The sequence below is a fragment of the Paraburkholderia kururiensis genome, assembly GCF_034424375.1.
In the GTDB taxonomy this organism is placed as follows: domain Bacteria; phylum Pseudomonadota; class Gammaproteobacteria; order Burkholderiales; family Burkholderiaceae; genus Paraburkholderia; species Paraburkholderia kururiensis_A.
Genome location: NZ_CP139965.1, coordinates 5662746 through 5689187, shown reverse-complemented (window position 1 = coordinate 5689187; position 26442 = coordinate 5662746). Strand labels below are relative to the sequence as shown.

Genomic DNA, 26442 nt, shown 5'->3' with positions numbered 1-26442 from the left:
GCTATTGAAACACCGCCTTAAAAGACGTCTGCACACGCTGCACGGGGCGCAAGTGGCGGCCTGCCACCCGTCCTGCTTCAGTTCCATCGCACACGGTCCCCCGTGCTCGCGACGATTCGAACAACAACGAAGGAGACGTGGATGTTTCATCAACTGCTCACCCCTATCGGCAACGCGCTGTTGCCGTCGTTCATCGTCGCCGCGCTTCCCATCGTCGTCGTGCTCGTGCTGCTCGGCTGGGCGCGGCGGCCCGCGTGGCAGGCGTCGCTCGCCGGGCTCGTCGTGGGGCTTGTCGTCGCCATCTTCGGCTGGCGGTTTCCCGTCGGCCTCGCGTTCAATGCCGTCGCAGCCGGCGCCGTGTTCGCGATCTGGCCGGTCATGTGGATCGTCTTCGCCGCGATCCTGCTCTACAACATCGCGCAGCGCTCGGGACGTTTCGCGGCGTTCCGCATGTGGCTGCTCGACAACATGCCGAACGACCGGCGCGTCGTACTCGTCGTGGTGGGCTTCTCGTTCGGCGCGCTGTTCGAAGGCATTTCGGGCTTCGGCACGCCGGTCGCGATCACGAGTTCGCTGCTGATCCTGCTCGGCTTCCCGACGCTCGAAGCGCTTACGTTCACGCTCATCTTCAACACCGCGCCCGTCGCGTTCGGCGCACTCGGTGTGCCGATCACGGTGCTGGGTGCGGTCACCCACCTGCCCGCCGACACGCTCGGCAAGATGGTCGGCCGCCAGTTGCCGTTTTTTGCGCTGCTGCTGCCGTTCTACGTGATCGCGGTCTATGCGGGCTTTCGCAACATGCTGCGCGTGTGGCCCGTGCTGCTGGTTTCGGGTTTTTCGTTCGCGCTCACGCAGTTCGTCACGTCGAACTACATCAGCTATAGCTTGACCGACGTGCTCTCCTCGCTCGTTTCGCTGATCCTCACGATCGCGTTCGTGCGCGTGTGGAAGCCGTTGCCGGATCCGCAGTTCGCCATCAACGTCGACCGCGAGAAAGAAGTGCGCGGCGACATCAGCGGCATGGCGGGCTGGTACCCGTGGCTCATCGTGTCGGCTGTGGTGATCGTGTGGACCGTTGCGAAGATCTTCGCGATCGGCGACGTCAAGATTCCGTGGCCCGGCCTCGACAAGGCGGTCTACATCACGCTCTACAACGCACCGTATGGCGCGGTGTGGGACTTCCAGCCGCTCGCCACGGGCACGGCCATTCTGGTGGCCGCGATCATCACGGCATTCGTCGTGGGACTGAAGCCGCGCGAGTTCGGCTGCGCCATCGTCGATACCTGGGTCCAGACGCGCATCGCCATCTTGACGGTGGCCACGATCGTGGGGCTCGCGTATCTCATGAACTACTCGGGACTCAACTACACGCTCGGTCTCGGCGTGGCGTCGGTGGGGGCGTTCTTTCCGCTCGTCTCCGCGTTCCTCGGCTGGGTGGCGGTGTTCCTCTCGGGCAGCGATACCTCGGGCAACGCGCTCTTCGGCAATCTGCAGGTGGTGGCCGCGCGCCAGCTCGACCTGCATCCCGTGCTGATGGCGGCGACCAATTCGTCGGGCGGCGTGATGGGCAAGATGATCTCGCCGCAAAACATCTCGACGGGCGTGGCCACCACCCATCTCAAGGGCCAGGAAGGCCACGTCTTCGCGAAGACGTTCAAGCATTCGATCCTGCTCACCATCCTGCTCGGCATTCTCGTGTGGATTCAGCAGTACGTTCTGCCAGGGATGATTCCGCACTGATCCGATCACGATATCGGGCTGCGCCGCGACGAGCAGTGAAGGACGTTCGCGCTAAAGCGCCGCCCGCAATCTTGCTGTTTCATCGCGGGCTGAAACGTCGGCCGCATGCCCGGTGATACCATGCGTCGCACGTCGTGACTCAACCGTGCGCGGCGCACCCCTCATGAATATCAAGAACGTCTTCCAGCTCGTCATTCTCGCCGCATTGTGGGGCGCCTCCTTCCTGTTCATTCGCGTCGGCGTGACCGGCTTCGGCGTGGCGCCGCTCGTTGCCGTGCGCGTGGGGATCGGCGCGCTGTTCCTTCTCGTTGTGCTGTTCGCGCGACGTCCCGCGCGCGACGCCGTCGCCACGCTGCGCGAGCGCGCCCTGCCGCTCGTCGTGGTCGGCGTGCTCAATTCGGCGGCGCCGTTCTGCCTCCTCTCGTATGCGGAGTTCACGCTGTCGGCCGGAGTGACGTCCGTCATCAACGCAACCACGCCGCTGTGGGGAGCGCTCGTCGCGTTTGTGTGGCTCAAGGACCGGCTCGGCGCGCTGCGCAGCGTCGGCATGGCGCTGGGTTTCGTGGGCGTGCTCATGCTTGTCTGGGATCAGATCGCGACGCCGCATGCAGGCGCGGCGGCATCGGCCGCTTCGCCGTTCGCCACGACGCTTGCCGCAGCAGCGGCGCTCGGCGCGACGTTGCTCTACGGCATCGCGGCCAACTATACGAAGAAGTATCTGACCGGCGTGGACGCCCTCACCGTCGCCGCAGGCACGATGACGGGCGCCACCGTTCTGCTTGTGCCGCCGGCCATCGCGTCATGGCCCTCGGCACCGATTCCGCTCGACGCATGGGGCGCCGTGATCGCGCTCGGCGTCGCGTGCACGGGCATCGCGTACGTCATGTACTTCCATCTGATTGCGACGGCTGGGCCGGCACGCGCGATGACCGTCACGTTCGTCATTCCGGTGTTCGGCATTCTGTGGGGCGCGCTCTTTCTGGATGAGCACGTATCCGCGGGCATGCTCGCAGGCTGCGGCGTGATTCTGGCGGGCACGGCCCTCGCCACCGGCGCGATCCGACGCATGCCGGGGCTGCAGCGACGTGAACCGTCCGCGCCGTGCCGGGGGGAAACGCGCGGGTGAGGTACGCCGCGGCCACGGTCGAAAGCGCTTGCCTCAAACCGCCAGGGCGCTGAACATGCCTGCTGCCCAAGCGATCAGCGGCCGTCGGTCACTCACACTCGGTACTAGAAGAGACGCGCGGAATCGTGCAGTAACCCGACGGTAAGGTATGCCATCAGTAGCGCAATGATCCCGTCAAGCCAGCGCCACGCCACCGGATACCTGAAGAGTCCCGAAAGCTTGCGGCTACTGGCGGCGAGGAGCGTGAACCAGATACTCGATGCGGCGATGGTGCCGATCAAGAACGAGACTCGCTGTCCTTCCGGCTTGGCTGCTCCCGTGGAGCCGATGAGAATCACGGTATCCAGCCATGCATACGGGTTGGCGAAGCTGAGGGCAACGGCCGTGCGCAGCACACCACGATGGGCGCATATTGCGCCGTTGCCCATGTTCGGCATGGACTTGTTCTCGACGCATGCGACGAAGCGCTGCCCGCCGAACCACGCGAGATACGCTGCTCCGGCAAACAGAATGAACGACACGATGCGAGGGTGATGGTCGAGTAGCGTGCCGACACCGGCAGCGCCCACGATGATCAGAAGAGCGTCGGCGACGACGCATACGATAACGATGCCCCAGATAGCACCGCCACTGACACCCTGGCGAATAACCAGGGTGTCTTTCGGTCCGGGCGCAGAGAACAGGGCGGCACCTAGCAGAAACCCCTCAAGAAACAGCGATGGCGGCGAACCGTTCATTGTGTGCAGGTCAAGCCAGCTCCGGTTGCTGGAAGATCGGCTTGTTGCCGAAGCCTGTGTGGCGGTCGTTCATCGCGCGGAACAAATCGACTCGCTGCCTCCGGCGAAAGCCGACGAATTCTTGCGTGCCATCGGGATTCGCAAAGTAAATGAGCGAACTCCGTTTGCGTGGCCGAGCGGGGTTCAGAACCGCATGGTAGGTCGCGGGAATCGCACAATCCGACAACTGGGTTAGCAGCGAACCAGACAACACAGCCAGCTCGTTTTCAAGCAGGCGAACGGGCTCCAGCGATCTACCCCGCAAGATGACAAGCCCATCCAGCGTTGGCCGAATGAACGTCAGCAGATGACCGTCTTCATGGGGGTCTTGCGCGAATTGGCGCTCACTGCCTGGATGCGAAGAGCCATAAACACACAGCTGGAGGTAGGAACTGTCACGGATGGGCGGGAATGATGGAGCGTTGAATTCCTGACAAACTCCGTCGATAAGACGCTGAGCCAGACCGCAGATCTCACGCTCATAGGCTATAGCAGCGCTTAAATAGCGCGTTTGGCTGAAGGGATGCAACTGACGTTTGGCGCTATGCGCGTGCCAGTAGCAAAAGCGCTCGCAAAGATCGGGGTTGGCCTTCGTATGGGCGTACTCCGAACCAAAAGGGAGGAAGCCGTCGGTCTCGTCGACGAAGCAGTAACTTCGTTTAGTCTCATCGGTAATTGCGGAAAAGCCATCGATCAGTAAGGCATAGCTCTCCATCATCGTCGGCGTCATTGACATCGTTCCAAAGCCCGTTCGAGCGATACTCTCCGCGCAGTTCAGAATGCCTCGCATTACAGCCTCCAATTCACGTCGAATTGAGTTACGGGCCAACTATTACGTCGATATTCGATTGGCGCCCGTTGGCCCGGACAGTCGTCTTGCGCTTGTATTCTGGGGATGCAGTGGTTTACCGTGGCAAGCAAAGTGTCCTTTTTGGCGAACAACCCACCGAGCTGCACGCTATTGCAGGAGAAGCACGTGCGACAAAAGCAGGAGACGCTTCGCGCATTGATCGCCCGCCGAGGTCGGGAACTTGGCAAATCGATGACCGCCATTGCGAGGCAGGCGGGCTTGTCGAGAACGTATCTTTACGGACTCGCAGGCGGGGCTGCGCAAGATCCGTCCGTCCGGACGCTGGTGAAACTTGCGAAGGCCATTGAAGTGTCGCCGCTGCTACTGTTCCGCTACTACGCCGACCTGGGGGGCGCACCAACGAAAGGAGCACCGGTAGCCCCTACCAATCGGGCGACGGGCGTGCACGACCCACAGGATGTCGCCGTTTTTAATGCTGACGTCACCACTCCGGACCACGCCGTTGTCTTGCCTGGCGAAGTGTTCCAGAAAGTGTGGGAGATTCAGAACGTGGGCAAACGCCTCTGGTCGGGCAGGCGCCTCGTGCGGGTCGATGGTGAGTACGTCATGGCGCGGCGTACGCCGCACAAGACCGAGCTGGAGATAGTGCTCGATGCGCACTTGTCGAGCCTGCATCGTGAGATTGCGATTCCCGATACCCATCCGGGACAGCCGGTGCGCCTCGCCGTCGACTTTGCCGCACCCAGGGAAAGCTGCACGGTCGCGTCGATCTGGCGCATCGAGGACAGCGACGGACAGCCCTGTTATGGACCGTCGTTCATCCTGCACGTGGTCGTCACCGTCATGGCTCGGTAGGCGACGACTCGGCCCGCAGACAAAAAATAGCCCGCACTCCATCGGAGTGCGGGCAAAACCGTCGCCCTACGAGGATAGGCGACGGGGCCATCGAGACCTCGCGCGAAAGCGCTCCAGGTGCTTCGCGGAAGTCGTCGTCGGGCAACGCGCGCCGGTTCGCGGGCCGGGACGCGCGACGGTGTCGATTCGTGGCGCGCTTACGCGCATGCGCTCGCACGTCGATGCGACTGCTCTCGTGTAACGACATCAGGCACAAGGCTGCGCGGGGGCGCAAAACGCTTGCGCGCTCTGAAAAGCAGCTTGTATGCCAGCGGAAAAACGCGTCCGGGATTGGCCGCCAAGTGATTGATTGCGAAGCGAATGAGCGGCTGCAAAAGGTGTGACGGCGACAAACGCGACGGCGGGCGTCGCGGACACGTTACGGGGTAACGTCACGTTACACGGCAGGCGTTGGTTCTCTCGCCGCCCGGTCCAGAACGAAAACGCGGACACAAAAAAAACCCGCCTGCGAAAGCAAGGCGGGTTTGCGGTCTTCTTCAGCGCGTCCGGCGCAAGCGCCGGACGACTACTTCGACGGATATCTTCGATCAGTGCAACTGATCGACCACGAGGCTCATGATCTGCCGGGCCGGCGCGGACGTGTCCACGTTGCCCTTGTCGTCCACCACGGCCACGCGCGTCTGGTTCTCGGTCACGGCCCGCACGTTGACGCGGTACTGCTTGGCGACCTTCTCCTTGCGGCCATGGAACACCTGGCTCCAGAAGCCCTGCTCGGCCGAACTCATGTCCTTCGGATCGACGTAGCGGATGAAGTACAGGCCGCGATTGCGGTCGCGGTCGTCGACGGTGAAGTTGCTGCGGTCGAGCGCAAGACCCACGCGCAGCCACGCACGGTCATACGGCTCGCCCAGCGTGAGTTCCGTCGCAGTGTATTGCGCCGACGTCGCCTTGCTCAACTCCTCCGGCAACGGTTGTTGCGCGGCAAGCGCGGCGTTCTGCGCCGCCGTTGCGGCCGCAGCGGACTTCGCCGCGCCCGACGCAGGCGCCTGCGTCGCGATGGGCGTGCCCTGCGTGTCGCCCGAGGCCGAACGCGAGTCGGCGAGTTGCAGCGACGCCATGAGCCGCTTCAGATACTCCACTTCGAGGCCGGGATCGTTGGGCCTCTCGACCCACTTGCTGGTCTCGTTGTTCGGGCCGGAGAGCGCTTCATGCAAACCCTTCTGGCTGATGAAGACGTAAGTGCCGCCGTCCGGCGCCTGTTCGAGACGCGTGCGGTACTTGTTGCGCTCCGCGGCCACGTACGAATTGCCCATGGCCTTCGAGAGCGTGTTGCGGATGAACCCTTCGTTGATCTGCGGATGGGTTTCGTTCCAGTCCGTCTCCATCACGCGCTTATCGCGCTGATCGACCACGAGCAGGAAGCCCTGCTCCTGCCAGAAGCGGCGGATCTGCGGCCAAAGCTGGTCGGGCGACTTGCTGTCCACGACGAGCCAGCTTTCGGTGCCGTCGCGCTGCAGATGCATGCCCGAGACGGCCGGTACGACGGCAACGGTGCCGGATTGCGGCGCCGCCTTTTGAACCTGCTCCAGTTGCGAGAGCGTGGTTGCGCCGCCTTGCGGGGGCAGCGAGCGCTGGTCGGCAGTCTCCTCCAGCATGTTGGGCGGCACGGCCAGCGTGGATTGCTTGGCCCTCGTGTCGCTGCGGTAATCGATAGCACCCGGCGTCGGCGAGCTGCAGCCGGCGACCAGCCCGCCTGCCATCAACAGAGCGGCCGTCCGTGTGGCAAGACGTTGATAGAAATCAGTCATGTTCGGGTAATCCTTCGGCTACACCACGGCCTCTATCCGTGGATCAACCTGCCATTCTACCGGTCCGCAACGACGAATGGCAAAAACCGGCTACGGCTGACGTTTCGCCTGAGGTGGCAGGCACGGGCGCGATAGCGCGGCGCCTTGCCGATGCGACGTGCTGCGCGCAAGCCAGGCGTCGCAACTCAAACGCCGCGACGCCCTCACGCCCGCTTACGAACCACGCGCAAGAACCTGCTCGAGCGCCATCGACAAGGCAGCCTCCTCGGCCGCCTGCGCCGTCTCGAACACGCTGCCCGAAACATGCACCTGATGCCACGCGGTCGCGTCTGTCGCGTCGCGAAAGATCCGGAAGCGCGCGCAGAATCCGCGCGGTTTGGCAGGCACCACGTCGATGTCCACCGATGCGCCTTCGATCTGGTGTGTCACATAGCCGTCCATGTCACCCTCCCTCGTCGCAACGAAACGATCGTAGCACCGGGGTTGGCGAGGGGCAGGCAGGCGTGGGCGGTGAGGCAGGTGCGCCCCGCCGGCACGCGCGGCGCAATGGTCGATGGCTCGATGCAGCGGGCAGTGGCCAGCCCGTCAGTCTTCGTCCGCCGTGGTCTTCGCGAGTTCGGGCGGCGCGAGCCAGCGGAACGACGCAAGCCCCGACTCGTTGAACGTGCACTCCGCGGCGATGGGTTTGCCCGGCTTGTGCTTAAAGCTCGCGAACCACGCTTTGAGCCCCGAGGTCGGCGCACTGGCGGCCTCAGGTGCGCTTGCCGCGCCTGTCGCCGACGATGCGCGCGTTACGTCCGACGCAGCCGACACCCGTCCGGCTGCCGCCCTCGCAGCCGAAGCACCTGCGTCCGACTCGTCGCTCTCCTCCGCGGACTCGGCTCCCGACTCGGCCCCAGACGCGACCATCGGCGCCGACGCGGCCACCGACGCCGACGCCGGCCGCGGCAACTCGCCTTCCACGACCACGCGCGAGCCGCGATACGCCACGGACGTATGCGTCACCGACATCGCGCCCAGCGACGTCTCGGCAAGCCGCTCGCGCATGACCGCTTCACATTGACCCGGGTTCGTGTAGAGCGCGACGCATCCGGCCGTGAGCGTGACAGCGGTTGCGAGGCCGGCGACGCAGAGAGTGCGAATTTTCATTGCTGTTCCGTTTCAGGGAGCCGCAATTGTAGCCGACGGGACATCGCGCGCCGCGCCCGCATGGGCAAGGCTTCGTGTGCGTCGGGACAGTCGAGGCGAAGGCCGCCTCGCCCCGAATCCATGCGCGTCGGTATCAAGCGCCGCTCGCGCCGCCCGCGGCCGGATACTTGCGAGCGTTGAGTTCCAGCTTGGCCCGCACGGCGGCATCGAGATCCACGTCCAGCACGCTCGCGAGTTCGGACAGATAGATGGCGATGTCCGCCAGTTCCTGCTCGACGTGCTCGCGCTCGTCGCTCTCCATCACCGCGGCGGACGCTTCCGGCGTCTTCCATTGAAAGATCTCGACGAGTTCCGCCACCTCGACGGAAAGCGCCATCGCCAGATTCTTGGGGTTGTGAAACCTGCGCCAGCCGCGCGCCTCGGCAAATGCGAGCGCCGTGCGCTGCAACCCGTCGATGTCGATCAACTTCATGCCGTTCTCCTTCAGTGGCCGCTGCGCGCCTCCGGGCACGCGACGGCTGCTATCATAGCTGTATATCCATACAGTTGTCGCAGCGTGCGCCCGCCCCTTTCGGACCCTTTCTATTACCTCGCCAATTTCCAGCGGGCGCTCGCGTGGATCGGCGCCCGCTCGGCGGATCTGCTCGGCGCGGAGGAACGGCACTTCATCGAACGATTCGAGATGCTCGAGCGACCGTCGCAGGCGCTTCTCACACGCATGCTCATGCGCCAGGGGCCGCTCTTTCGCACGACCCGGCTGCGCTACGACGAGATCGGCTGCCCCGTGACGGCGGCGCAACCGCTCGTCGCGCTGGGCTGGATCGATGCGCAGCCGCTGCTCGCCGTCGATGAACTCGCTGCGCTGCTGACGCGCGGCGAACTGCCGTCCGTAGCGGCGGGCGCGTCCGGTCAGAACAACGGCCAGGAACCGCCCACCGCATGGCCGCCGCCCGGGCATGGGCGCATGACGAAGGCCGCGCTGGTCGAGGCGCTGCGCCACGCGTTACCCGACAGGGAGGGCGACACGCGGGACACCTCCATCGCCTGCCCCTACCGCCACTGGCGCCCCGCTGCGGACGATCACGTCTTTCGCCTTGCCGTCGCGCCGCTCTGCGAGCGTCTGCGGCTGCTTTTCTTCGGCAACCTTCATCAGGACTGGTCGGAATTCGTGCTCGCCGACCTGGGCGTGATGCGCTACGAGGCCGTGCCGTTCGACAGCACGTCGCGCGCGTTTCAGACGCGTGCCGACGTGGACGTCTATCTCGCGCTCGATGCCTTGCGCGACGCACTCGAGAGCGCGCACGAACCCGACGCTCTGATGGCGCTGATGGAAGCCGCCGAAAACTGCACGAGCGACAACGCCTGGCTGCACACGCGCCGCGAAAAGCTGCTCTTCGCCATCGGTCAGCAGGGCGAGCGGCGCCGTCACTGGGACCTGGCGTTGCAAGTCTACGAGCGTTGCCGCTATCCGGGCGCCCGCTATCGGCGCGTGCGCGTGCTCGAAGCGCTCGGCCGGCGCGGCGACGCGCTCGCTCTCGCGCAGCACATCGCCACAGCGCCCGAGAGCGAAGAGGAAGCGCAGCGCAACGCCCGCACGCTCGCGCGCCTGCAACGCAGCCGCGTGCGTCGCCAGAACACCGGCTCCGGCTCGCCTCTCGTACGCGACGAAATACAGGTGCTGGCGCCGGAGCGGCCAACGCGCGTCGAAGACATCGCGTGCGAGCGGCTCTCCTCGTCCGATGCGCCGGCCTTCTACGTCGAGAACACGCTCATCAACGCACTCTTCGGCTTGCTGTGTTGGCGCGCGCTCTTCGCGCCGCTGCCCGGCGCCTTCTTTCACCCGTTCCAGCGCGGCCCGGCCGATCTGCATGCGCCCGACTTCGTCGCCCGGCGCGCGCCGCTCTTCGCCGCGTGTCTCGCCGAACTCGAGTCGGGCGAGTACGTGCAGACCATCAGGGCCCACTTCACGATGAAGGCCGGCATGCAGTCGCCGTTCGTCGCGTGGGGCATGTTGACGCCCGAACTGCTCGACCTTGCGCTGCGCTGCTTTCCGGCCGCGCATCTGCGGCTGTGGTTCGAACGGCTGCTCGCGGACCTGAAGACAAACCGCTCGGGGCTGCCCGACCTCGTGCGCTTCTGGCCTGCCGAGCGGCGCTATGCGCTGATCGAAGTGAAAGGCCCCGGCGACCGTCTGCAGGACAACCAACTGCGCTGGCTCGAATACTGCGCCGCGCATGGCATGCCGGTGTCGGTGCTGCACGTGCGATGGGAGGAAACGGCACAGATGCCGGCTGAAGCCGCGCCGCACAGCGCGTCGACGGCCTGGGAGCCGCAGCCATGAGCTGGACCGTCGCCGTGCGCGCGCTCTGCGAGTACACCGCCAAACGCGGCGATCTCGATCTGCGCTTCACGCCTTCGCCTACCGCGGACGAAGGGCGCGCCGGCCACCTCGTCGTCGCGGGCCGTCGCCCTGCGCATTACGAAACCGAGGTGGCCGTGTCAGGTACGTGGGGCGAACTCACTGTACGTGGCCGCGCGGACGGCTACGACACGCTGGCCCGTCGCGTGGAAGAGATCAAGACCTACCGCGGCGACCTCGATGCGATGCGCGACAACCATCGCGCGCTGCACTGGGCGCAGGTGCGCATCTACGGCTGGCTGCTGTGCGAAAAGCTCGGGCTCGATGCCATCGAACTGGCGCTCGTCTATTACGACATCGGCACGCAGCGCGAAACCGTATTGACGGAAGCCGCCACGGCGAGCGACCTCAAGGCGCACTTCGACGACCATTGCAGCCGCTTCCTCGCGTGGGCCCGCGCCGAGATGGCGCATCGGGCCGCGCGCGACGCGGCGCTCACCGCGCTGCGCCTGCCTTTCGACGACTTTCGCAGCGGCCAGCGCACGCTCGCGGAGTCGGTTTATCGCGCCGCGGTAAGCGGACGCTGCCTGCTCGCTCAGGCGCCCACAGGCATCGGCAAGACCATCGGCACGCTGTTTCCGCTTTTGAAGGCGTGTCCGCGCGCGGGGCTCGACAAGCTCTACTTCCTCACGGCGAAAAGCTCCGGGCGACAGTTGGCGCTCGATACGCTGCAAAGACTCGCGCAAGCTCAGGGCGCACCCGAAGACCCAGCCGTCGACGCAACCGCGGCCCTGCCGCTGCGCGTGATCGAACTCGTGGCGCGCGAGAAATCCTGTGAGCATCCCGACAAGGCGTGCCACGGCGAATCGTGTCCGCTCGCGCGCGGCTTCTACGACCGGCTGCCTGCCGCGCGCCACGCCGCCGTCGCCGCGAGGCGGCTCGACCGCGCCGCGCTGCGCGCCATTGCGCTCGACCACGGCGTGTGTCCGTACTACCTGAGCCAGGAACTGGTGCGCTGGAGCGACGTCGTGGTGGGCGACTACAACTACTACTTCGACGTGAGCGCCCTGCTGCCCATGCTCGGCGCACAGAACGGCTGGCGCGTCGGCGTGCTCGTCGACGAGGCGCACAACCTGCCCGACCGTGCGCGCAGCATGTATTCGGCCGAACTCGTGCAGACCCGGCTCGACGCCGTGCGGCGCCGTGCGCCCAAGCCGCTCGCGAATGCGCTCATGCGCGTGCATCGGCGCTGGAATGCGCTGCACGCCGCGCAGCAGGAGTCGTATCGCGCGGGCGACACGCTGCCCGCCGACCTCATCGCCGCGCTCGAGCAGGCCTGCGCCACCATCGGCGATTACTTCGCGGAACATCCGCAGCCGCACGACGCCGAACTCGAACGGTTCTACTTCGACGCCCTGCACTTCGCACGTCTTGCCGAGCGCTTCGATCAGCACTCGCTCTTCGACGTCACGCTCGCCCCGCCGCACGCCGTACGCGGCGCGCGCAGCAAGCGCTCCACGCTCTGCGTGAGAAACGTCGTGCCGGCCGGCGCGCTGCGACCGCGCATGGCGCAGGCGCATTGCGTCGCGCTGTTCTCGGGCACGCTCGCGCCCTCGGGCTACTACGCCGACATGCTCGGCCTGCCCGACGAGACCGTGAGCGTCGACATCGGGTCGCCGTTCAGCGCTGCGCAGCTCGACGTCTACGTGACGGGCGGCATTTCGACGCGCTATCGCGACCGCGAAGGCTCGCTTGCATCCATTGCGGACTTGGTCGGCGAGCAGTTCGCGCGACAGCCCGGCAACTATCTGTGTTTCTTCAGCAGCTACGACTACCTGGAACGCGCGGCGAACGTCTTCACGTCGCGGCATGCGCATGCGCCTGTCTGGTTGCAGTCACGCACGATGGACGAAGCAGCGCAACAGGCCTTCATCGCGCGTTTCGTACCGGACGGCTGCGGCGTGGGTTTTGCGGTGCTGGGCGGCGCCTTCGGCGAGGGCGTCGATCTGCCCGGCACGCGGCTCATCGGCACCTTCATTGCGACGCTGGGCCTGCCTCAGGTGAACGACGTCAACGAACAGATGCGCGAGCGTATGCAGCAGCTCTACGGCGCCGGTTTCGACTACACCTATCTCATCCCCGGCCTTCGCAAAGTCGTGCAGGCCGCGGGCCGCGTGATCCGCACGCCGGAAGATCGCGGCGTGGTGTACCTGCTCGACGATCGCTTCTCGCGCGCCGACGTACGCGCCCTGCTGCCCGCATGGTGGCGCGTGCAAACGTGGTCCGTCGGCACGAGGCGCGCCGGTGCGGTCGCCCTGCTGCCTTGAAGGGGCAGCGAAGCCGTTGCGCCTTGCGCGTCCCTTTCCAGCCGTAAAAGCGAACAGAAATTCTGCAAACGAGCGAATGCCCGCATATGAGGATATGCGTAATCGGTCGCGAGAAAACTCCGCATCGATGTAATAAAAGTTACTCAATTCAGCCCTACATTAAAACCCCGCCCGGCAGCATTTTCCGCGCGATAAAGTACTATTATTCCATTTGAATTGAATTCGTCATACATAATCGCGGGGGCGCCGAGCGTCGTCGGACGCCTACGCCCGACGTGCCCTTGCGGCACGGGTGTACGCTCGTTCGATTAATACGGCGCCATTTGTCCCGATGCAAGAAAATGTACCGCCGATATTGCATTCCAAAATTGTGCGGTTATCATGGCACTCCCGTTGCCGAGATACGCCGATTTACTGGAATTAGCCGATTTTTCCTGCCCCATTGGTTTTCAGGTAATTCCTGCCTGGGAAAGCCAAACCCGGCACACCCGACACTGGAGACGCAATGCTGAGTCCACATGAATTCGCCACTTTGATGCTGGTTAAAGAGGCGCCGGACCAGGTCGATTTCAGCCGCGCCGAACTGGACGCGCTGCTCGAACGGCAGCTCGTCTCGCTGGAAGAACTGGCCTGCGGCCAACGTCGCGCCCGCCTGACGAGCGACGGCGATTCCTTCTTGAAGGCATTCGACCGCTCTCATTGAGAAGGCGCGGCGCTCGCGCGGCTGCGCCGCCCCTGACTCGCCGCAGCCGACTTGCTGTACACGAAGTTCGATCAGTTTTCATCGCTCGTGACGTCCATGCATGCCGTGCATCGTCGTCCCGACATTGCCACCCGCCGTCGCCATGCGCGCCGCTATCGTCAACGGCTCGCGCGGCACCGGCTCTAGAGGAGTTTCATCATGGCTCTACCGGGTCAGGACCAGATCGTCACCGCACAGAAAGCCAATGCCGACGCGTTCTTCGCGTTCGCGAACGCGCTCTTCGAAGGCGCGGAAAAACTCGCCTCGCTGAACCTGCAGGCGGCGAAATCGAATCTCGCCGACGCGCAGGGCAATGCGCTCAAGGCGGTCGAGTGCTCGGCCAACCCGCAGGAATGGATCGCGCTGCAAGCCGCGCTCGTCGCGCCGCTCACCGAGAAAGCGATGACCTACGGCCGCCATGTGTTCGACATCGCGTCGGCCACGCAGGCCTCGCTCGCGCAAATCGCGGAAGCGCAGTACGAGCGCTATAACGGACGCTTCCAGGCGTTCGTCGAAGAAGCGGGCAAGAGCGCGCCGGCGGGGTCCGAAGCCGCCATCGCGGCATGGAAGTCGGCCATCGGCACCACGTCCACGCTCTACGACACGCTGCAGAAGGCCAGCAAACAGGCCATGCAGGTCACCGAAAGCAACCTCGAAGCGCTCACCACCGCGGCCTCGAAGGCTGCGCGGCGCAGCGCCGAGCAAGCCGCCGCCAGCACGGCAAAGCGCTAAACGAAGCACGGGCGCTCACGCCCGTGCTTCTTGTTTCGTCCTGCAAAGACAGGATTCCTTATTTCAAGCTGATTGCATATCGGGGCACCGGCGCTTTGCTCGCGCCGGTGCGAATTCGTGTGTTGGCCGAAGGCGGTGTCGCGTGCCCATGCTCGCGGTGCCGCCGTTTTGGAGGAAAAACCGATGGCAAAGCAGATCGCCGTAGTGACGGGCGGCATGGGCGGTATTGGCGAAGCGATCAGCACGCGGCTTCACGACGCGGGCTACGCCGTGGTCGTCACCTGCTCTCCGAATAACACCGATGCCTCAGGGTGGCTCGCTCGCATGGAAACGCAAGGGCGGCAGTTCCGCGCCTATCCGGTCGACGTGGCCGACTTCGATTCGTGCACGCGCTGCGTCGCGCAGATCCAGAGCGAAGTGGGACCGGTGGACATCCTGATCAACAACGCGGGCATCACCCGCGACGCGAGCTTCAAGAAGCTCGACAAGGTCAACTGGGACGCCGTGCTGCGCACCAACCTGGATTCTGTGTTCAACATGACCAAGCCCGTATGCGACGGCATGGTCGAGCGCGGCTGGGGGCGCATCGTCAACATCTCGTCGATCATCGGCAGCAAGGGTGGCTTCGGGCAGACCAACTATGCGGCCGCGAAGGCCGGCATGCACGGCTTCACGAAGGCGTTGGCGCTCGAAGTGGCGAAGAAAGGCGTCACGGTGAATACCGTGTCGCCGGGCTTCATCGCAACGAAGATGGTGATGGCCGTGCCTGAAGAGATCCGCGAAACGAAGATCATCCCGCAGATTCCGGTGGGCCGACTCGGCGACCCCGACGAAGTAGCGGCGCTCGTCGCATACCTCTGCTCGCGCGAGGCCGGGTTCGTGACGGGCGCGAACATCGCCATCAACGGCGGTCAGTATCTCCAGTAACGGCGCGTCCGCCAAACCGTCTACGGAGAACTGCAATGAACGAGACGATGGCTATCGTCGTGGGATCGTGTGCGCTCGCCATGGCCGCGGTCTTCGTCGCGGGACACTACCGCCTCGAGCAATGGCGGCGCAAGAAGCTCCGGCTCGGGCTGATCGACGTGCGGCGGCACGGGTGGTACTCGCGGCATTGAGCGCCGTCGCGAGCCGTTGTGGCGACGCCTCCGGGCACCACTGCGTGGCCGCTCTGCCGGTCCGTGTCAAAATCGGGACCGCTGCGCCGGCCGATCGGCGCAGCGAAACCTGAAGGCAATCGTATGGACATCAACAAACAGCTCGCCGCACTCACCACTTCCGAACTGCAAACAGCCGGCGCAAGCCAGGCAACCGCCATCGCGGTCAGCGTGCTGCTTCGGCATCTGCGCTCGCCCGAACTCGCGAAGCTCCTCTCTGCCGCATTCGAAAACCACCAGGCCGTCATGCTGCAAACGCCGTGGCCCGATCAGATGCTGCAGTCGTTCGAGGCAACGCGACGCTTCCTGGAAGGCGCGGCACAGGCCGGCGTCGATACCGGCGAGCGCGGCTAACGGCGCTCGGCAAGCCCCGAAACGGCGGCTTCAGCCGTTGCCGCCGGACCAGATGCGGCAGACGACGCACGTGATTCACGGCGCCAGGGCCATAGCAGCGCATCGCCGATGCTCCGTGGCGCCGCATGCGAATCCAGACCGATCTCGACAAACTCGTCGGGTCGCGGCCTGTGCAGCGTGCCGAACACCACATCCCACAGCGGCAGCAGGTCACAGAAATTGCGGTTGTAGTCGGCGGCATGCCGCGAATGATGCAGCCGGTGATACTGCGGATGGCTCACGAGCAGAGTGAACCGTCGCGGCGAAAACCGCAGGTTCATGTGCGCCACGTGGTGGTTCACGAGAAACACCATGCCCACTGCCATCCCCACACCTGTCGGTGTCTTGAAGACGATGCCGACAAGCGGATACAGCAACGCCGTCTTGATGAGCGGCTCCAGCCAGAAGTGCCGGTAGCCGAGCGTGACGTCGTAATGCGTCGCGCTGTGATGCAGCTCGTGCATGCGCCAGAGCACGGCGAACCGATGCTGCGCGCGATGAAAGAGGTATTCGAGCAGATCGGTGGTCAGCAGCACCGCGGCAAACGCTTCGCACCAGCCCGCCGCTCCCTCGCGAAACGTCACCCATCCGCCGCCCAGTGTCTGTGTAATGCCTAGCGCAACGCCGAGCGCGAAGGGCCGCAGCAATGCCAGCAACACGAGCATGGCGAACATGTATCGCACGTTGAACCACGCGTGCTTCGCCGAGGGCGCCCGCGCATGCGGGACGCGCGCCTCGATCGCGATTGCGACGCCGAGCACGGCACCGGCCGTCGTGAGCGAAGCGAGGAAGTCCGTCGGCAGGGTTGCGAGCCAGTGTGCCGCGGTGGCCGGAAAGCCGTTACCCATTGTCGTTTTCATCCCCTTCCCGTGGGCATACGCACACTGCGGCGCGCGGCAAATGCCTCGTTGTCTGCCTTGAGTGATCGGCAGATGGTGGGGAATCTTGAGCGCGGAATGGCGTGGAGCACGTGGATCGGGTCGGCGTCGCGGAGCGCGGCGCGACCGGTGCAGCGCGCGACCGTACGCTGCGGCGATCGCCTCGCCGCCATGCCGTCGCGCGAGCGTGTCAGCGTGTCGACGTCAGCACGTCAACGGTCGAAACGTGCGTCCCGGCCAGGAAGGTCCGCGGCGGCCCCGTGGGCAAGCGCGAAGTACAGAGGATCGAAGGCGAGCACGATGCCGAATACCGAAGCCGGCCGGCGCCCGCCCGGGCCCCAGAACTGCACCTGACCGTGCACGTCTACGAGAATCGCCTCGCTGCATCCGCCCTCGAAATAAGCGGCCAGGAGGCGCTCCACGTCGTCGCGCCGGTCGCGGTCCAGCAGCACTTCGACGCAAAGGTCGGGCACGAACGGCACGGGCGCGTCCCGGTCGAACGTTTCCCATTTCTCGCACGGCATCCAGACCACGTCGGCGATTCTGATGCCATACGAAGGCGTGGTCACTGCCGCCAACATCACGGCGAGATGGCCGATCTGTTCGGTGAGCTGGCAATAGGCGTCCGTAAGCACGATCTGCCGCCGTGCGGACGGTGGGGACTGGATCACGGCTTCGCCGGCTTCGTCGACTTCGTACCGTTCATGGCCGTCCGGCGCGGCCCAGCCCGCGTCCGCGCCGAGCCGGCGCCAGCAAGTCAGCAATCCGTTGCGGTCCAGAAGAGAAGGCGTACCCATAAGCGTCTCATCGGGAAGTCACCTAAGCGTATCCCCTCTCCCCGCCTCTTAACAATTATTAAGTATGTGTGCAGCGCACAATCCAGGGTATGCTCAATGTTGCTTCGAGGCCTTTCCAGCTGGGGGTCGGATCGACTCCGCCGCGTCATCGGGCAGGATCGCGCCCCGCAAACCGGCCACCCGCCTGGGTGATAAACGGGGCGCGAATTGAAGTCGAAGACGTAGAGGCTTCGTTGTGCGGCGCGACAGCGCCGTCTGACGAACACACGGCGCGACGTGTCGAATCAGCGCTTCCGGGACCGGAACGGCCTGGCTTGCGCGGCGACGGCGCCAGCGGATGGCCCGTCTCGATGCAGTGTCGCGGTGCATGGCTGAAATGCGCCGCGCGTGCATCACCGCAACGAACACCACAGCTCGCCGGCGGGCACAGCAGCACAGCATGTCTTGCCCCGCTCCGGCGCCACCTACCGGAGGTCCACCATGAAACTCGACGACGCGACCTTTCAGCGACTGCGCCGTCTTGCTCCGGTCCTCGACGACATACTGGGCGCGAGGGAAATCGAGCATGCGGATCAGGCCGTCAACGTAGCGGCGCTTGCGCAACTGTGCGCAGAGATTTTCGACGCGTATCGCGACCAGTACCCGGACGAGACCGCCCAGGCGCGCTGCAACGCGCTCGAATCGCAATAGCCGATTAAATGACCGATTGAGCGGACGTTGAGCTGACTATTTGCGCACGCCGAAGTCGGCGGCGGTCAACATCACGCGCTCGCCCCGGTGCGTGAGCATCTTGCGCTCCGCGACAGCGACGATGCGTTTGCGGCCATCGGTAAATGCCTTGAGAACGCGCAATTCGCTGTCGCCTGGTTGTACCCAGAAATGCTGTTCGAGTGCGTCGCGCGTAATGGCACATTCGATGTCGCGACCTCGACTCGACAGGAAAAAGACCACAGTGCGTCCATCCGGCGAAACGCCGGGTTCACGTTCAAGGGTTTCCACGATGAGAACTCGCCAGAATTTTTTCGGCCGACCCGCGCCCCGACCTGCACTTCAGCAGCACCCTATCGTACAGGCGACACAACCTCATTCTCAAGCAAAACCCGTTGCCTCCGCCGCTTGCCCGTCGGCCGCGCAGCCGCGCGGGGCAAGCCTGTCGTCATGCGCTCACGCGAGCGGTAAAAGTGCCGCGATGCCTCCATGCGCGCACGGCAAACACGGTAAAGACGAACGTCCATCGGCGCGTCTCAAATCTGATTCGACATTCCCTCTACATCATCGGATTCGCCATGGCTTATTCGTCAGTCTAAATAACCGGTAAGGAATGCCGTATACATCGGTTAAAGCGTGAACAGAATATGGACAAATCAAGCGCGACCGCTGAATCGGGAACAGGCATGCTGCATGAACTCCGGCGAGTCGCCGACGCGCAATACGATCTTCTGGACGTCGCCACGGCCGCTGTGCCGCCGGTCCCGCTTGGGCCACGCGATCCTGCGGACGATGCGCGCCCCGCTGCTACGCGTGCCGCTGCGGCCGTTCATCCCGCGCTGGATACGCGCCTTGGCGCATTCGCGCTGGCCGCCGTACTCGCCTTTCTGATCTGTCTGGGTAGCGGTGCCGTGCGCGCCGTGTCGGGCGAAGTGCTGCCTATCTGGGCGGCTAACGGCGTATTGCTCGCGCAGGCCCTCACGACTCGGGAGACGCGCCGGCTCTACGTGCTGACAGGCGGCGCGCTGGGTTTTCTCGGCGCCGACCTGACGCAAGGCGACTCCCTCTACGTGTCGTGTTCGTTCGTCGCCGCCAACATCATCGAGGTCTTCATCGCCCTGCTCTTCGCGCCACGCGTGGCGAGCACGGCTGAGCTGGCGCGGCCGCGTCGATGCCTCGCGTTCATGGCCGGCGCCGTCGTGCTTGCGCCCGCCGTGTCCGGGGCCGTTGCGGTGTCGCTCCTTCACGTGCGGTTCGGTGCCCATCCGTTCGCCTCGTTTCGCGACTGGGTCGTCGCCGACGCCCTCGGCATGACGATCTTCACGCCTGCGGCGCTGGTGTTCTTTTCCGGCGAGTTGAGGGCGCTCTGGCGCTCTGAGCGGCGCAACCGCACGCTCGCGTTGCTGGCGTTGCTCGCCGGCGTCACGCTGATCGTATTCAGCCAGGGCACCTGGCGCCTCACGTACTGGGCGCTGCCGCCCGTGGCCGTGCTCGCATTCGAAGCCGAGCTTGGCGCCGTGTTCGTCGGCGTGCTGCTGTTGATCGCCATTGCGATGGCGTTCACCCTCCATGGCCAAGCGGCGCTGTGGATCGAACCGCATCACGAGTCGAATCATGCTCGCATCATTGCACTGCAGCTCTTCGTGCTCGCGGCGCTCGGCATGGCGTTTCCGATCAATGCGCTCCAGGCGCAACGCCGCAAGCTGCTCGACCTGTTGCGCGAAAGCGAGCAGCGCTACCGCGCGCTGGCCGAAAACGCCGACGACGTGGTTATGCAACTCTCGCTGAACGGCACGGTAACTTACGTGTCACCGCGCGTTCAGTCGAAGCTGGGCTACCTGCCCGCTGCGCTCATGGGCACGGGCGTGCTCGGCCTCGTTCACCCGGCCGACCGTGGCGCCGTCGAGTCCGCCATCGAAGCTGTGCAGCGAGACCGCGGCGAAGTTGCGATCCGCTATCGCGCGCGACGCGCGAACGGCTCGCACATCTGGGTGCAGAGCCTGCTGTCGCCCGCGTTCACGCTGCCGCACCGGCCGTTCGACGCACTCGCGTTCACCATGCGCGACATCAACGCCAGCACCCTCGAAGAGCAGCGGCGGGAGGCCGAGCAGATCGAGCTCAAGCGCCTTGCCTATGTCGACGGACTCTCGGGGCTCTACAACCGGCGCCATTTCGATATCGAACTCAAGCGCAGTCTGTTTTCGGTCGACACGCAGGACGCGAACGCAGGCATCGTGCTGCTGCTCGTGGACATCGACGAATTCAAAGCCTACAACGACGCCTACGGTCATCAGGCCGGAGACGACTGTCTGCGCGCCGTGGCGAGCGCCATTGCGGCCGCGGTGCCGCAGGCCGGCATCGCGGCGCGCTATGGCGGCGAGGAGTTCGCAATCATCCTTGGCGACAGCGACCCCAACGATGCCGTCGAGATTGCCGAACGCATTCGCTGCGGCGTCGAACTGCAACGCATTCCGCACGCGGCGAGCAGCCGGCAGACCGTGACGGTGAGCGTAGGCGTGGCGGCGGCGAGAAGCGGCGCGGACGTCACCGTCCGCATGCTGGTGGGCGCAGCGGACGCAGCGCTCTATCGGGCGAAGCGCCTCGGCCGAAACCGCATTGCCAGTCAGGGATGGCTGACGGCCGAGCTTTGAGCGGGTGGCAACGGTTCGGGTTTGCACGAGGGCGTGGGTCCAGGCCGGGTTCTGAGCCGGGGTGCGCCAAGGTTGAGCGCCGCTGCGCCCGCTTCGATCAATTGCCCAAATTAGGCGCCATACGTTGCCCCTTTCGACCAATTGGATTGCACGCGCAACGCCTACACTGTTTTCCATGGAGCGCGAACATCGGCTCCATCCCCGGCTCCCCTCCGGGGTGTGGTGGACCAGTACCGTTGATATCAGTCGCAGCACGAGCAGTCTTGAAGTTGCAGTCACACGCAGTGGGTTTTTCAGTTGTTTCTCGTTGTGGTGGGTTTCGGTAGTTGCAGTCGGTTGTGGTGGTTGGCTGTATGTGGTTGGCTGTATGTGGTTGGCTGTACGTGGTTGGCTGTACGTGGTTGGCTGTACGTGGTTGGCTGTACGTGGTTGGCTGTACGTGGTTGGCTGTACGTGGTTGGCTGTACGTGGTTGGTTGAGGCAGTCCGTTTTGCGCATTTGACGCTGTTGTTGCACGAAGCAGTTGCAGTCTGTGGTTCCGGTTGTAGCAGGTAGACGCAAGCAGGCAATACGCAGTTCGGGCCGCTCGATCCGCAAGGACGCGAGCGGCCGTATCCATTTGTGCGTCGTCGGGCGCACGTCGACCGCGACACCCTCCCCTCGCCCTCTATAATCGCGTTCGAACCAGATTGGGGAGTTCGATCCGTGAGGACCATCATCGCCGCCGCACTTGCGGCATCCGCTGCATTCGCGCTTGCAGGCTGCATGTCGTCGGCCGAAAAGGACGCGCAACGTGAGCTCGACTTCAACCGCACCGAGGACGCGCTCGAGGCGGCGCAACGTGCCGCGACCGTCTCATGCCGCGACGCCTCGCAGTGCGACAAGGCCTGGGCGCTCACACGCGACTACATCGCGCAACGCTCGGCCACCTCGATCGTCGCCACGAACAGCGAAACCATCGACACCGACGTGCCCGGCGGCTCGGGCAAAGCCGCCTTTTCTGCGACGCGCGTGCCGCACGGCGGCGGCGCCACTATCACGCTCTACGCACAGTGCCGCGGCATGTACGGCCCGAATCGCGCGATGGGCGCGGACTACGACGACTGCGCACGAAAGATCGTCGCGACACAGAACGGATTTCCGCGGTTTCTCAGCGAGCGCATCGCAGCCGGCTCGAAGTAACGACACGCGGCGCGTTACACCGACATAGGTGGCGTTCACGCCGCCACCGGGCTCGCGCCGCCTCTACATCACTTACCCCGGAAGCAGCGTGCCCGCTGCAGCGACCGCCATGATGCCGGCGACGGCCCACCCAGCCGTCCTGAGCCATCCCGTCACCGCGAACTCGCGCATCACGCGTGCGTTCGTGCCCATCAGCATCACCACGATCACGACGGGCACGGCGGCGACACCGTTGATCACGGCGCTCCAGTAAAGCGCCTTCACCGGATCGAAGTGGAAGAACGTCATGGCGGCGCCGCCGAGAATCGCCACGGCAATCACGCTGTAAAACTCGCGGGCGAGCAGCAGGCGCAGCGCAAGGCTGCTGCGCCAGCGGAACACACCGGCCATGCCGTACGCCGCCGACCCAGCCAGCACCGGCAACGCAAGCAGCCCCGTGCCGAGGATGCCGAGTGCAAACACGTGCGACGCCCATTTGCCGGCGATCGGCGCCAGCGCTCGGGCGGCGTCGGCCGACGTCTTGATCTCGACGTGATGGCTGTACAAGGTGGAAGCCGCCGTGAGCATGATGAAGAACGCGATACCGTTCGAGACAGCCATGCCGGTCCACGTGTCCGCGCTGATTCGCGCGAACTGGGCGGTGGCCTGTTGCGGCACGCGCTTGAGCGGCGCGTCGCCGGGCGCGGCGCGCATCTCTTCGACTTCCTGCGATGCCTGCCAGAAGAACAGATACGGGCTGATGGTCGTGCCGAATACCGCGACCACGGCGGTCAGGTAAGCCGCGGATAGCGTGGCGTGCGGACGGACGATGGCCGTTGCGACCTCGCGCCAATCCACGGGCACCACGAGCGCCACGGCAACATACGAGAAGAGCACCAGCGTGAGCCATTTGAGGATCTGCGCGTACCGCTCGTAAGGCACGAAAACCTGCAGCACGACGGACGCCACGCCGATCACCACGACATAGAGCTGCTGCGGACCGCCCACCACCAGACGCACCGACGTTCCCATCGCCGCGAGATCCGCCGCGATGTTGATCGTGTTCGCAACCACGAGCAACAGCACGAGCAGCACCGCGACCCAGCGCGGTGCGAACTGCCGGATGTTCGACGCGAGCCCCTTGCCCGTCACCCGCCCGATCCGTGCGCTGATCATCTGGATCGCCACCATCAGCGGATAGGTGAGCAGCACCGTCCACAGCAGACCGAAGCCGAACTGCGCGCCGGTTTGCGTGTAGGTGCCGATGCCGCTCGGGTCGTCGTCTGCCGCGCCCGTGATCAAACCCGGACCCAGTCTCTTCAGCCAGGATTGATCCGCCGTATCCACGGTTTCCGGTTCGCGCACGTGGCCATTGTCGTTATCCATCGTTGGGTCTCGAGCACAGTGTGGCGGGACTCCAGCAATGTGCGTTCCCGTGCGGCGCATGCTTGCCGTCATTCGTTCACGCTGAGGTCTGCGGAGGACAGTGGCGCATCTTATTGTGTTGTCCGATGTAATTGCCTCGAGCGCGATGGCGTCAACGCATCTTGCATGGCACGACAGGGCTGCGGGCATATTGCCTCTGCACAACTTACCATCGGTTACAAAGCATGGGGCGGCACGTCGCTCCAAAAAAACGAAGGGCGCCTGCGGCGCCCTCGATGTTCCTGCGTGATGTCCTCTAGCAGTTGCCCTTCTTGGCCTGTCCCGGCGGACAGAAGCCGTTGCCCGGACCGCCTTGCGGGTGAACGACCACGCCGGGAGCGTCCGGCACATACACCGCGCAACCGGCCAGCACGCCCGTCGCCATGACGGCGACTGCGATAAGTCTTTTCATCGGATTCCCCGTGAGGAGGGGACCAGCCCCTCCGTTAAGAGTCGCTAACACAACCTGGACATGCAGCCATGAAAGCCATATCCTGGCGTGATGTCCAGACGAAAAATCAGTAATGAACTATGGGCGGCGTTGGAGCCGCTGATTCCGTTGTTCGAGCCGTCGCCCAAAGGTGGCCGACGCCGCACGGTTGATGACCGTGCAGCATTGAACGGCATCCTGTATGTCCTGCAAACAGGCATCCCGTGGGAAGACCTGCCGCAGCAACTGGGTTTCGGCAGCGGGATGACATGCTGGCGACGACTGCGGGACTGGCAGGCCGAAGGCGTATGGGAGCAACTGCATCTGGCGATGCTTCGCCGGTTGCGTGAGCATGACCAGATTGATTGGGAGCGGGCGAGCCTTGATGCCGCTAGCGTTTCCAGCCCCCGGGGGGGCAGGAAACCGGCCCGAACCCGGCAGACCGGGGCAAGCTCGGGTCGAAACGGCACATCGTCGTAGATGCACGCGGTATTCCTCTGGCCATCACGGTCACGGGTGCCAACCGCCACGACTCGATGGCGTTCGAGCCCACGCTCGATGCCATTCCGGCAGTCTCGGGCCTCAATGGCGCGCCCCGTAAGCGCCCAGACAAGCTGCATGCGGACAAGGGATATGACTTTGCACGTTGTCGGCATTATCTGAAGCAGCGCGGCATCACGGCACGTATCGCCCGACGCGGGGTGGAAAGCCGCGAGCGGCTCGGACGGCATCGCTGGGTGGTCGAGCGCACGCATGCCTGGTTTGCCGGTTTCGGCAAATTGCGCATTCGTTTCGAACGGCGTCTCGACATTCATATGGCGTTGCTTTCCCTGGCGGCTGCCGTTATCTGTTCACGCTTCGTTGACGACTTGTGTTAGCGACTCTAAGCCGAAATGGCATCAAGGTGGACTGATGGTTGATTATTTCCTTTCAAGCGGACCGACCTTTATGCGCCGGCTGTGTACCAACATGCCTCAGGCGGTACTGGTACATTGTTCGACAACGCGTATATCGCCGGTTCGGCTGGATTATCGTCAGGCAGTTCGCAGATACTTGCGCGCGTGTGGTATCAAGTACACGTTCTAGCAGGCTGTTGGGATCGCTCCCGCCGCCGTCATCGTAGTGGGAGCGGTAAACGTTGAAACAAAGGAACAGAGAACACTGAGACCGAAACGATGAGCCGGAACGGGGGCTACACAGCGGCGATGCTCACAGTGGCGAAGCTAAGAGTCGCTAACACAAGTCGTCAACGAAGCGTGAACAGATAACGGCAGCCGCCAGGGAAAGCAACGCCATATGAATGTCGAGACGCCGTTCGAAACGAATGCGCAATTTGCCGAAACCGGCAAACCAGGCATGCGTGCGCTCGACCACCCAGCGATGCCGTCCGAGCCGCTCGCGGCTTTCCACCCCGCGTCGGGCGATACGTGCCGTGATGCCGCGCTGCTTCAGATAATGCCGACAACGTGCAAAGTCATATCCCTTGTCCGCATGCAGCTTGTCTGGGCGCTTACGGGGCGCGCCATTGAGGCCCGAGACTGCCGGAATGGCATCGAGCGTGGGCTCGAACGCCATCGAGTCGTGGCGGTTGGCACCCGTGACCGTGATGGCCAGAGGAATACCGCGTGCATCTACGACGATGTGCCGTTTCGACCCGAGCTTGCCCCGGTCTGTCGGGTTCGGGCCGGTTTCCTGCCCCCCCGGGGGCTGGAAACGCTAGCGGCATCAAGGCTCGCCCGCTCCCAATCAATCTGGTCATGCTCACGCAACCGGCGAAGCATCGCCAGATGCAGTTGCTCCCATACGCCTTCGGCCTGCCAGTCCCGCAGTCGTCGCCAGCATGTCATCCCGCTGCCGAAACCCAGTTGCTGCGGCAGGTCTTCCCACGGGATGCCTGTTTGCAGGACATACAGGATGCCGTTCAATGCTGCACGGTCATCAACCGTGCGGCGTCGGCCACCTTTGGGCGACGGCTCGAACAACGGAATCAGCGGCTCCAACGCCGCCCATAGTTCATTACTGATTTTTCGTCTGGACATCACGCCAGGATATGGCTTTCATGGCTGCATGTCCAGGTTGTGTTAGCGACTCTTAGAGCTTCTGCCGTTGACATCGAAGTGAACTGATCGGAACCGGCCTTGTTGGTATGTCTCAAATCCGAAAGATGGTCGATACCGCACGCTTCGCACGAAGCTACCGCCCCATCCGGATGGCGCTGTCAAACGAGAATTCGAGACATCCTTATAAATAAAAAACGGATCGCAAGCTGTAGCTCGTGCCGTATGGCCTCCGATGGGTTTCCTGCGCACCACAAAGGACTCTTCCGGATTTCGCACTGTATCGAGACGCGCTTCGTAACGAATATTTGCCAACCAGCAACCGTGATAATTCGCAGGCCGAATTACATACAACAGAAA

27 protein-coding genes are annotated in these 26442 nt (G+C 64.3%); 15 read left to right on the top strand and 12 right to left on the bottom strand.

Features of this window, described 5'->3' with window-relative positions:
• Window positions 1–141 precede the first annotated feature (141 nt).
• A complete protein-coding gene (locus tag U0042_RS25550) occupies window positions 142–1740 on the top strand; it encodes an L-lactate permease (RefSeq protein ID WP_114814293.1) in 1599 nt (532 codons plus the stop codon).
• A 163-nt stretch (window positions 1741–1903) separates the two neighbouring features.
• Window positions 1904–2866, top strand: coding sequence for a DMT family transporter (locus U0042_RS25545; protein ID WP_114814294.1), 963 nt, complete (start codon window positions 1904–1906; stop codon window positions 2864–2866).
• Between the two features lie 104 nt (window positions 2867–2970).
• On the opposite strand, the gene U0042_RS25540 is transcribed toward U0042_RS25545, so the two are convergent.
• Together U0042_RS25540 and U0042_RS25535 are read right to left on the bottom strand one after the other, a co-directional pair.
• Complete coding sequence (locus tag U0042_RS25540; protein ID WP_232833537.1) at window positions 2971–3603, bottom strand: LysE/ArgO family amino acid transporter; 633 nt, start codon at window positions 3601–3603, stop codon at window positions 2971–2973.
• A gap of 10 nt (window positions 3604–3613) precedes the next feature.
• On the bottom strand, window positions 3614–4372 hold the full coding sequence (locus tag U0042_RS25535) for a 2OG-Fe(II) oxygenase family protein (RefSeq protein WP_232833538.1): 759 nt from the start codon (window positions 4370–4372) through the stop codon (window positions 3614–3616).
• 180 nt (window positions 4373–4552) lie between these two features.
• Here U0042_RS25535 and U0042_RS25530 point away from each other — a divergent pair, with 180 nt between their 5' ends.
• Complete coding sequence (locus U0042_RS25530; protein WP_232833539.1) at window positions 4553–5308, top strand: NBR1-Ig-like domain-containing protein; 756 nt, start codon at window positions 4553–4555, stop codon at window positions 5306–5308.
• Window positions 5309–5895: 587 nt separating this feature from the next.
• Here U0042_RS25530 and bamC read toward each other — a convergent pair.
• The 4 genes from bamC to U0042_RS25510 form a co-directional block, all read right to left on the bottom strand.
• The gene (gene bamC, locus U0042_RS25525) at window positions 5896–7116 is read right to left on the bottom strand and encodes an outer membrane protein assembly factor BamC (RefSeq protein WP_114814295.1); all 1221 of its coding nucleotides are present in this window, start codon (window positions 7114–7116) and stop codon (window positions 5896–5898) included.
• Window positions 7117–7329: 213 nt separating this feature from the next.
• Complete coding sequence (locus U0042_RS25520) at window positions 7330–7518, bottom strand: hypothetical protein (RefSeq protein ID WP_232833540.1); 189 nt, start codon at window positions 7516–7518, stop codon at window positions 7330–7332.
• Between the two features lie 183 nt (window positions 7519–7701).
• Window positions 7702–8265, bottom strand: a complete 564-nt coding sequence (locus U0042_RS25515; RefSeq protein WP_114814297.1) for a hypothetical protein — start codon at window positions 8263–8265, stop codon at window positions 7702–7704.
• Window positions 8266–8398: 133 nt separating this feature from the next.
• Window positions 8399–8737: a nucleotide pyrophosphohydrolase gene (locus tag U0042_RS25510; protein WP_114814298.1), complete on the bottom strand. Its 339-nt coding sequence runs from the start codon at window positions 8735–8737 to the stop codon at window positions 8399–8401.
• An 84-nt stretch (window positions 8738–8821) separates the two neighbouring features.
• Here U0042_RS25510 and U0042_RS25505 point away from each other — a divergent pair, with 84 nt between their 5' ends.
• The 8 genes from U0042_RS25505 (at window position 8822) to U0042_RS25470 (ending at window position 15936) form a co-directional block, all read left to right on the top strand.
• On the top strand, window positions 8822–10606 hold the full coding sequence (locus U0042_RS25505; protein ID WP_114814299.1) for a VRR-NUC domain-containing protein: 1785 nt from the start codon (window positions 8822–8824) through the stop codon (window positions 10604–10606).
• Complete coding sequence (locus tag U0042_RS25500) at window positions 10603–12951, top strand: ATP-dependent DNA helicase (RefSeq protein ID WP_114814300.1); 2349 nt, start codon at window positions 10603–10605, stop codon at window positions 12949–12951. The genes U0042_RS25505 and U0042_RS25500 overlap by 4 nt, the downstream gene beginning before the upstream one ends.
• Window positions 12952–13456: 505 nt before the next feature.
• Window positions 13457–13654, top strand: a complete 198-nt coding sequence (locus U0042_RS25495) for a hypothetical protein (RefSeq protein ID WP_026122052.1) — start codon at window positions 13457–13459, stop codon at window positions 13652–13654.
• 51 nt (window positions 13655–13705) lie between these two features.
• A complete protein-coding gene (locus U0042_RS25490) occupies window positions 13706–13840 on the top strand; it encodes a hypothetical protein (RefSeq protein WP_327205004.1) in 135 nt (44 codons plus the stop codon).
• Between the two features lie 12 nt (window positions 13841–13852).
• Window positions 13853–14425, top strand: a complete 573-nt coding sequence (gene phaP / locus U0042_RS25485; RefSeq protein ID WP_114814301.1) for a TIGR01841 family phasin — start codon at window positions 13853–13855, stop codon at window positions 14423–14425.
• 183 nt (window positions 14426–14608) lie between these two features.
• Complete coding sequence (gene phbB, locus U0042_RS25480; protein ID WP_114814302.1) at window positions 14609–15352, top strand: acetoacetyl-CoA reductase; 744 nt, start codon at window positions 14609–14611, stop codon at window positions 15350–15352.
• A 35-nt stretch (window positions 15353–15387) separates the two neighbouring features.
• Entirely contained in the window at window positions 15388–15543 is a 156-nt protein-coding gene (locus tag U0042_RS25475; RefSeq protein ID WP_198665394.1) for a hypothetical protein, read from the top strand.
• Window positions 15544–15666: 123 nt separating this feature from the next.
• Window positions 15667–15936: a hypothetical protein gene (locus U0042_RS25470; RefSeq protein WP_114814303.1), complete on the top strand. Its 270-nt coding sequence runs from the start codon at window positions 15667–15669 to the stop codon at window positions 15934–15936.
• On the opposite strand, the gene U0042_RS25465 is transcribed toward U0042_RS25470, so the two are convergent.
• Together U0042_RS25465 and U0042_RS25460 are read right to left on the bottom strand one after the other, a co-directional pair.
• Window positions 15933–16835: a sterol desaturase family protein gene (locus U0042_RS25465; RefSeq protein ID WP_114814304.1), complete on the bottom strand. Its 903-nt coding sequence runs from the start codon at window positions 16833–16835 to the stop codon at window positions 15933–15935. The genes U0042_RS25470 and U0042_RS25465 overlap by 4 nt on opposite strands.
• A 230-nt stretch (window positions 16836–17065) precedes the next feature.
• The gene (locus tag U0042_RS25460; RefSeq protein ID WP_114814305.1) at window positions 17066–17650 is read right to left on the bottom strand and encodes a Uma2 family endonuclease; all 585 of its coding nucleotides are present in this window, start codon (window positions 17648–17650) and stop codon (window positions 17066–17068) included.
• Between the two features lie 480 nt (window positions 17651–18130).
• Between U0042_RS25460 and U0042_RS25455 the strand changes: the two genes are divergently transcribed.
• Window positions 18131–18340 (top strand): hypothetical protein, encoded by a 210-nt coding sequence (locus tag U0042_RS25455; protein WP_114814306.1) that lies wholly within the window; start codon window positions 18131–18133, stop codon window positions 18338–18340.
• 36 nt (window positions 18341–18376) lie between these two features.
• On the opposite strand, the gene U0042_RS25450 is transcribed toward U0042_RS25455, so the two are convergent.
• Window positions 18377–18649, bottom strand: coding sequence for a DUF1488 domain-containing protein (locus tag U0042_RS25450; protein WP_114814307.1), 273 nt, complete (start codon window positions 18647–18649; stop codon window positions 18377–18379).
• 395 nt (window positions 18650–19044) lie between these two features.
• Between U0042_RS25450 and U0042_RS25445 the strand changes: the two genes are divergently transcribed.
• A complete protein-coding gene (locus U0042_RS25445; protein WP_198665395.1) occupies window positions 19045–21009 on the top strand; it encodes a diguanylate cyclase in 1965 nt (654 codons plus the stop codon).
• 705 nt (window positions 21010–21714) lie between these two features.
• Window positions 21715–22191, top strand: a complete 477-nt coding sequence (locus U0042_RS25440; protein ID WP_198665396.1) for a hypothetical protein — start codon at window positions 21715–21717, stop codon at window positions 22189–22191.
• A gap of 72 nt (window positions 22192–22263) precedes the next feature.
• Here U0042_RS25440 and U0042_RS25435 read toward each other — a convergent pair whose 3' ends face one another.
• Window positions 22264–23556, bottom strand: coding sequence for an NRAMP family divalent metal transporter (locus U0042_RS25435; RefSeq protein WP_114814310.1), 1293 nt, complete (start codon window positions 23554–23556; stop codon window positions 22264–22266).
• 295 nt (window positions 23557–23851) lie between these two features.
• The gene (locus U0042_RS25430) at window positions 23852–24007 is read right to left on the bottom strand and encodes a hypothetical protein (RefSeq protein ID WP_198665397.1); all 156 of its coding nucleotides are present in this window, start codon (window positions 24005–24007) and stop codon (window positions 23852–23854) included.
• Window positions 24008–24097: 90 nt separating this feature from the next.
• Here U0042_RS25430 and U0042_RS25425 point away from each other — a divergent pair.
• A protein-coding gene (locus tag U0042_RS25425; RefSeq protein WP_327205003.1) for an IS5 family transposase occupies window positions 24098–24903 on the top strand; the annotation gives its coding sequence in 2 pieces (ribosomal slippage) (window positions 24098–24428 and window positions 24428–24903; 807 coding nt in all).
• A 355-nt stretch (window positions 24904–25258) separates the two neighbouring features.
• Here U0042_RS25425 and U0042_RS25420 read toward each other — a convergent pair.
• Window positions 25259–26064 (bottom strand): IS5 family transposase gene (locus tag U0042_RS25420; protein ID WP_155773625.1). Its coding sequence is split into 2 segments (ribosomal slippage): window positions 25259–25734 and window positions 25734–26064, totalling 807 coding nucleotides; the frame shifts between segments, so codons are not numbered across the junction.
• Between the last annotated feature and the right edge of the window lie 378 nt (window positions 26065–26442).

Bases quoted from the DNA above. Each gene is read 5' to 3' on its own strand.
- U0042_RS25550 (WP_114814293.1), top strand. From the start codon at position 142: ATGTTTCATCAACTGCTCACCCCTATCGGCAACGCGCTGTTGCCGTCG.
- U0042_RS25545 (WP_114814294.1), top strand. From the start codon at position 1,904: ATGAATATCAAGAACGTCTTCCAGCTCGTCATTCTCGCCGCATTGTGG.
- U0042_RS25540 (WP_232833537.1), bottom strand. From the start codon at position 3,603: ATGAACGGTTCGCCGCCATCGCTGTTTCTTGAGGGGTTTCTGCTAGGT.
- U0042_RS25535 (WP_232833538.1), bottom strand. From the start codon at position 4,372: ATGACGCCGACGATGATGGAGAGCTATGCCTTACTGATCGATGGCTTT.
- bamC (WP_114814295.1), bottom strand. From the start codon at position 7,116: ATGACTGATTTCTATCAACGTCTTGCCACACGGACGGCCGCTCTGTTG.
- U0042_RS25515 (WP_114814297.1), bottom strand. From the start codon at position 8,265: ATGAAAATTCGCACTCTCTGCGTCGCCGGCCTCGCAACCGCTGTCACG.
- U0042_RS25510 (WP_114814298.1), bottom strand. From the start codon at position 8,737: ATGAAGTTGATCGACATCGACGGGTTGCAGCGCACGGCGCTCGCATTT.
- U0042_RS25500 (WP_114814300.1), top strand. From the start codon at position 10,603: ATGAGCTGGACCGTCGCCGTGCGCGCGCTCTGCGAGTACACCGCCAAA.
- U0042_RS25495 (WP_026122052.1), top strand. From the start codon at position 13,457: ATGCTGAGTCCACATGAATTCGCCACTTTGATGCTGGTTAAAGAGGCG.
- phaP (WP_114814301.1), top strand. From the start codon at position 13,853: ATGGCTCTACCGGGTCAGGACCAGATCGTCACCGCACAGAAAGCCAAT.
- phbB (WP_114814302.1), top strand. From the start codon at position 14,609: ATGGCAAAGCAGATCGCCGTAGTGACGGGCGGCATGGGCGGTATTGGC.
- U0042_RS25475 (WP_198665394.1), top strand. From the start codon at position 15,388: ATGAACGAGACGATGGCTATCGTCGTGGGATCGTGTGCGCTCGCCATG.
- U0042_RS25470 (WP_114814303.1), top strand. From the start codon at position 15,667: ATGGACATCAACAAACAGCTCGCCGCACTCACCACTTCCGAACTGCAA.
- U0042_RS25465 (WP_114814304.1), bottom strand. From the start codon at position 16,835: ATGAAAACGACAATGGGTAACGGCTTTCCGGCCACCGCGGCACACTGG.
- U0042_RS25460 (WP_114814305.1), bottom strand. From the start codon at position 17,650: ATGGGTACGCCTTCTCTTCTGGACCGCAACGGATTGCTGACTTGCTGG.
- U0042_RS25455 (WP_114814306.1), top strand. From the start codon at position 18,131: ATGAAACTCGACGACGCGACCTTTCAGCGACTGCGCCGTCTTGCTCCG.
- U0042_RS25445 (WP_198665395.1), top strand. From the start codon at position 19,045: ATGCTGCATGAACTCCGGCGAGTCGCCGACGCGCAATACGATCTTCTG.
- U0042_RS25435 (WP_114814310.1), bottom strand. From the start codon at position 23,556: ATGGATAACGACAATGGCCACGTGCGCGAACCGGAAACCGTGGATACG.
- U0042_RS25430 (WP_198665397.1), bottom strand. From the start codon at position 24,007: ATGAAAAGACTTATCGCAGTCGCCGTCATGGCGACGGGCGTGCTGGCC.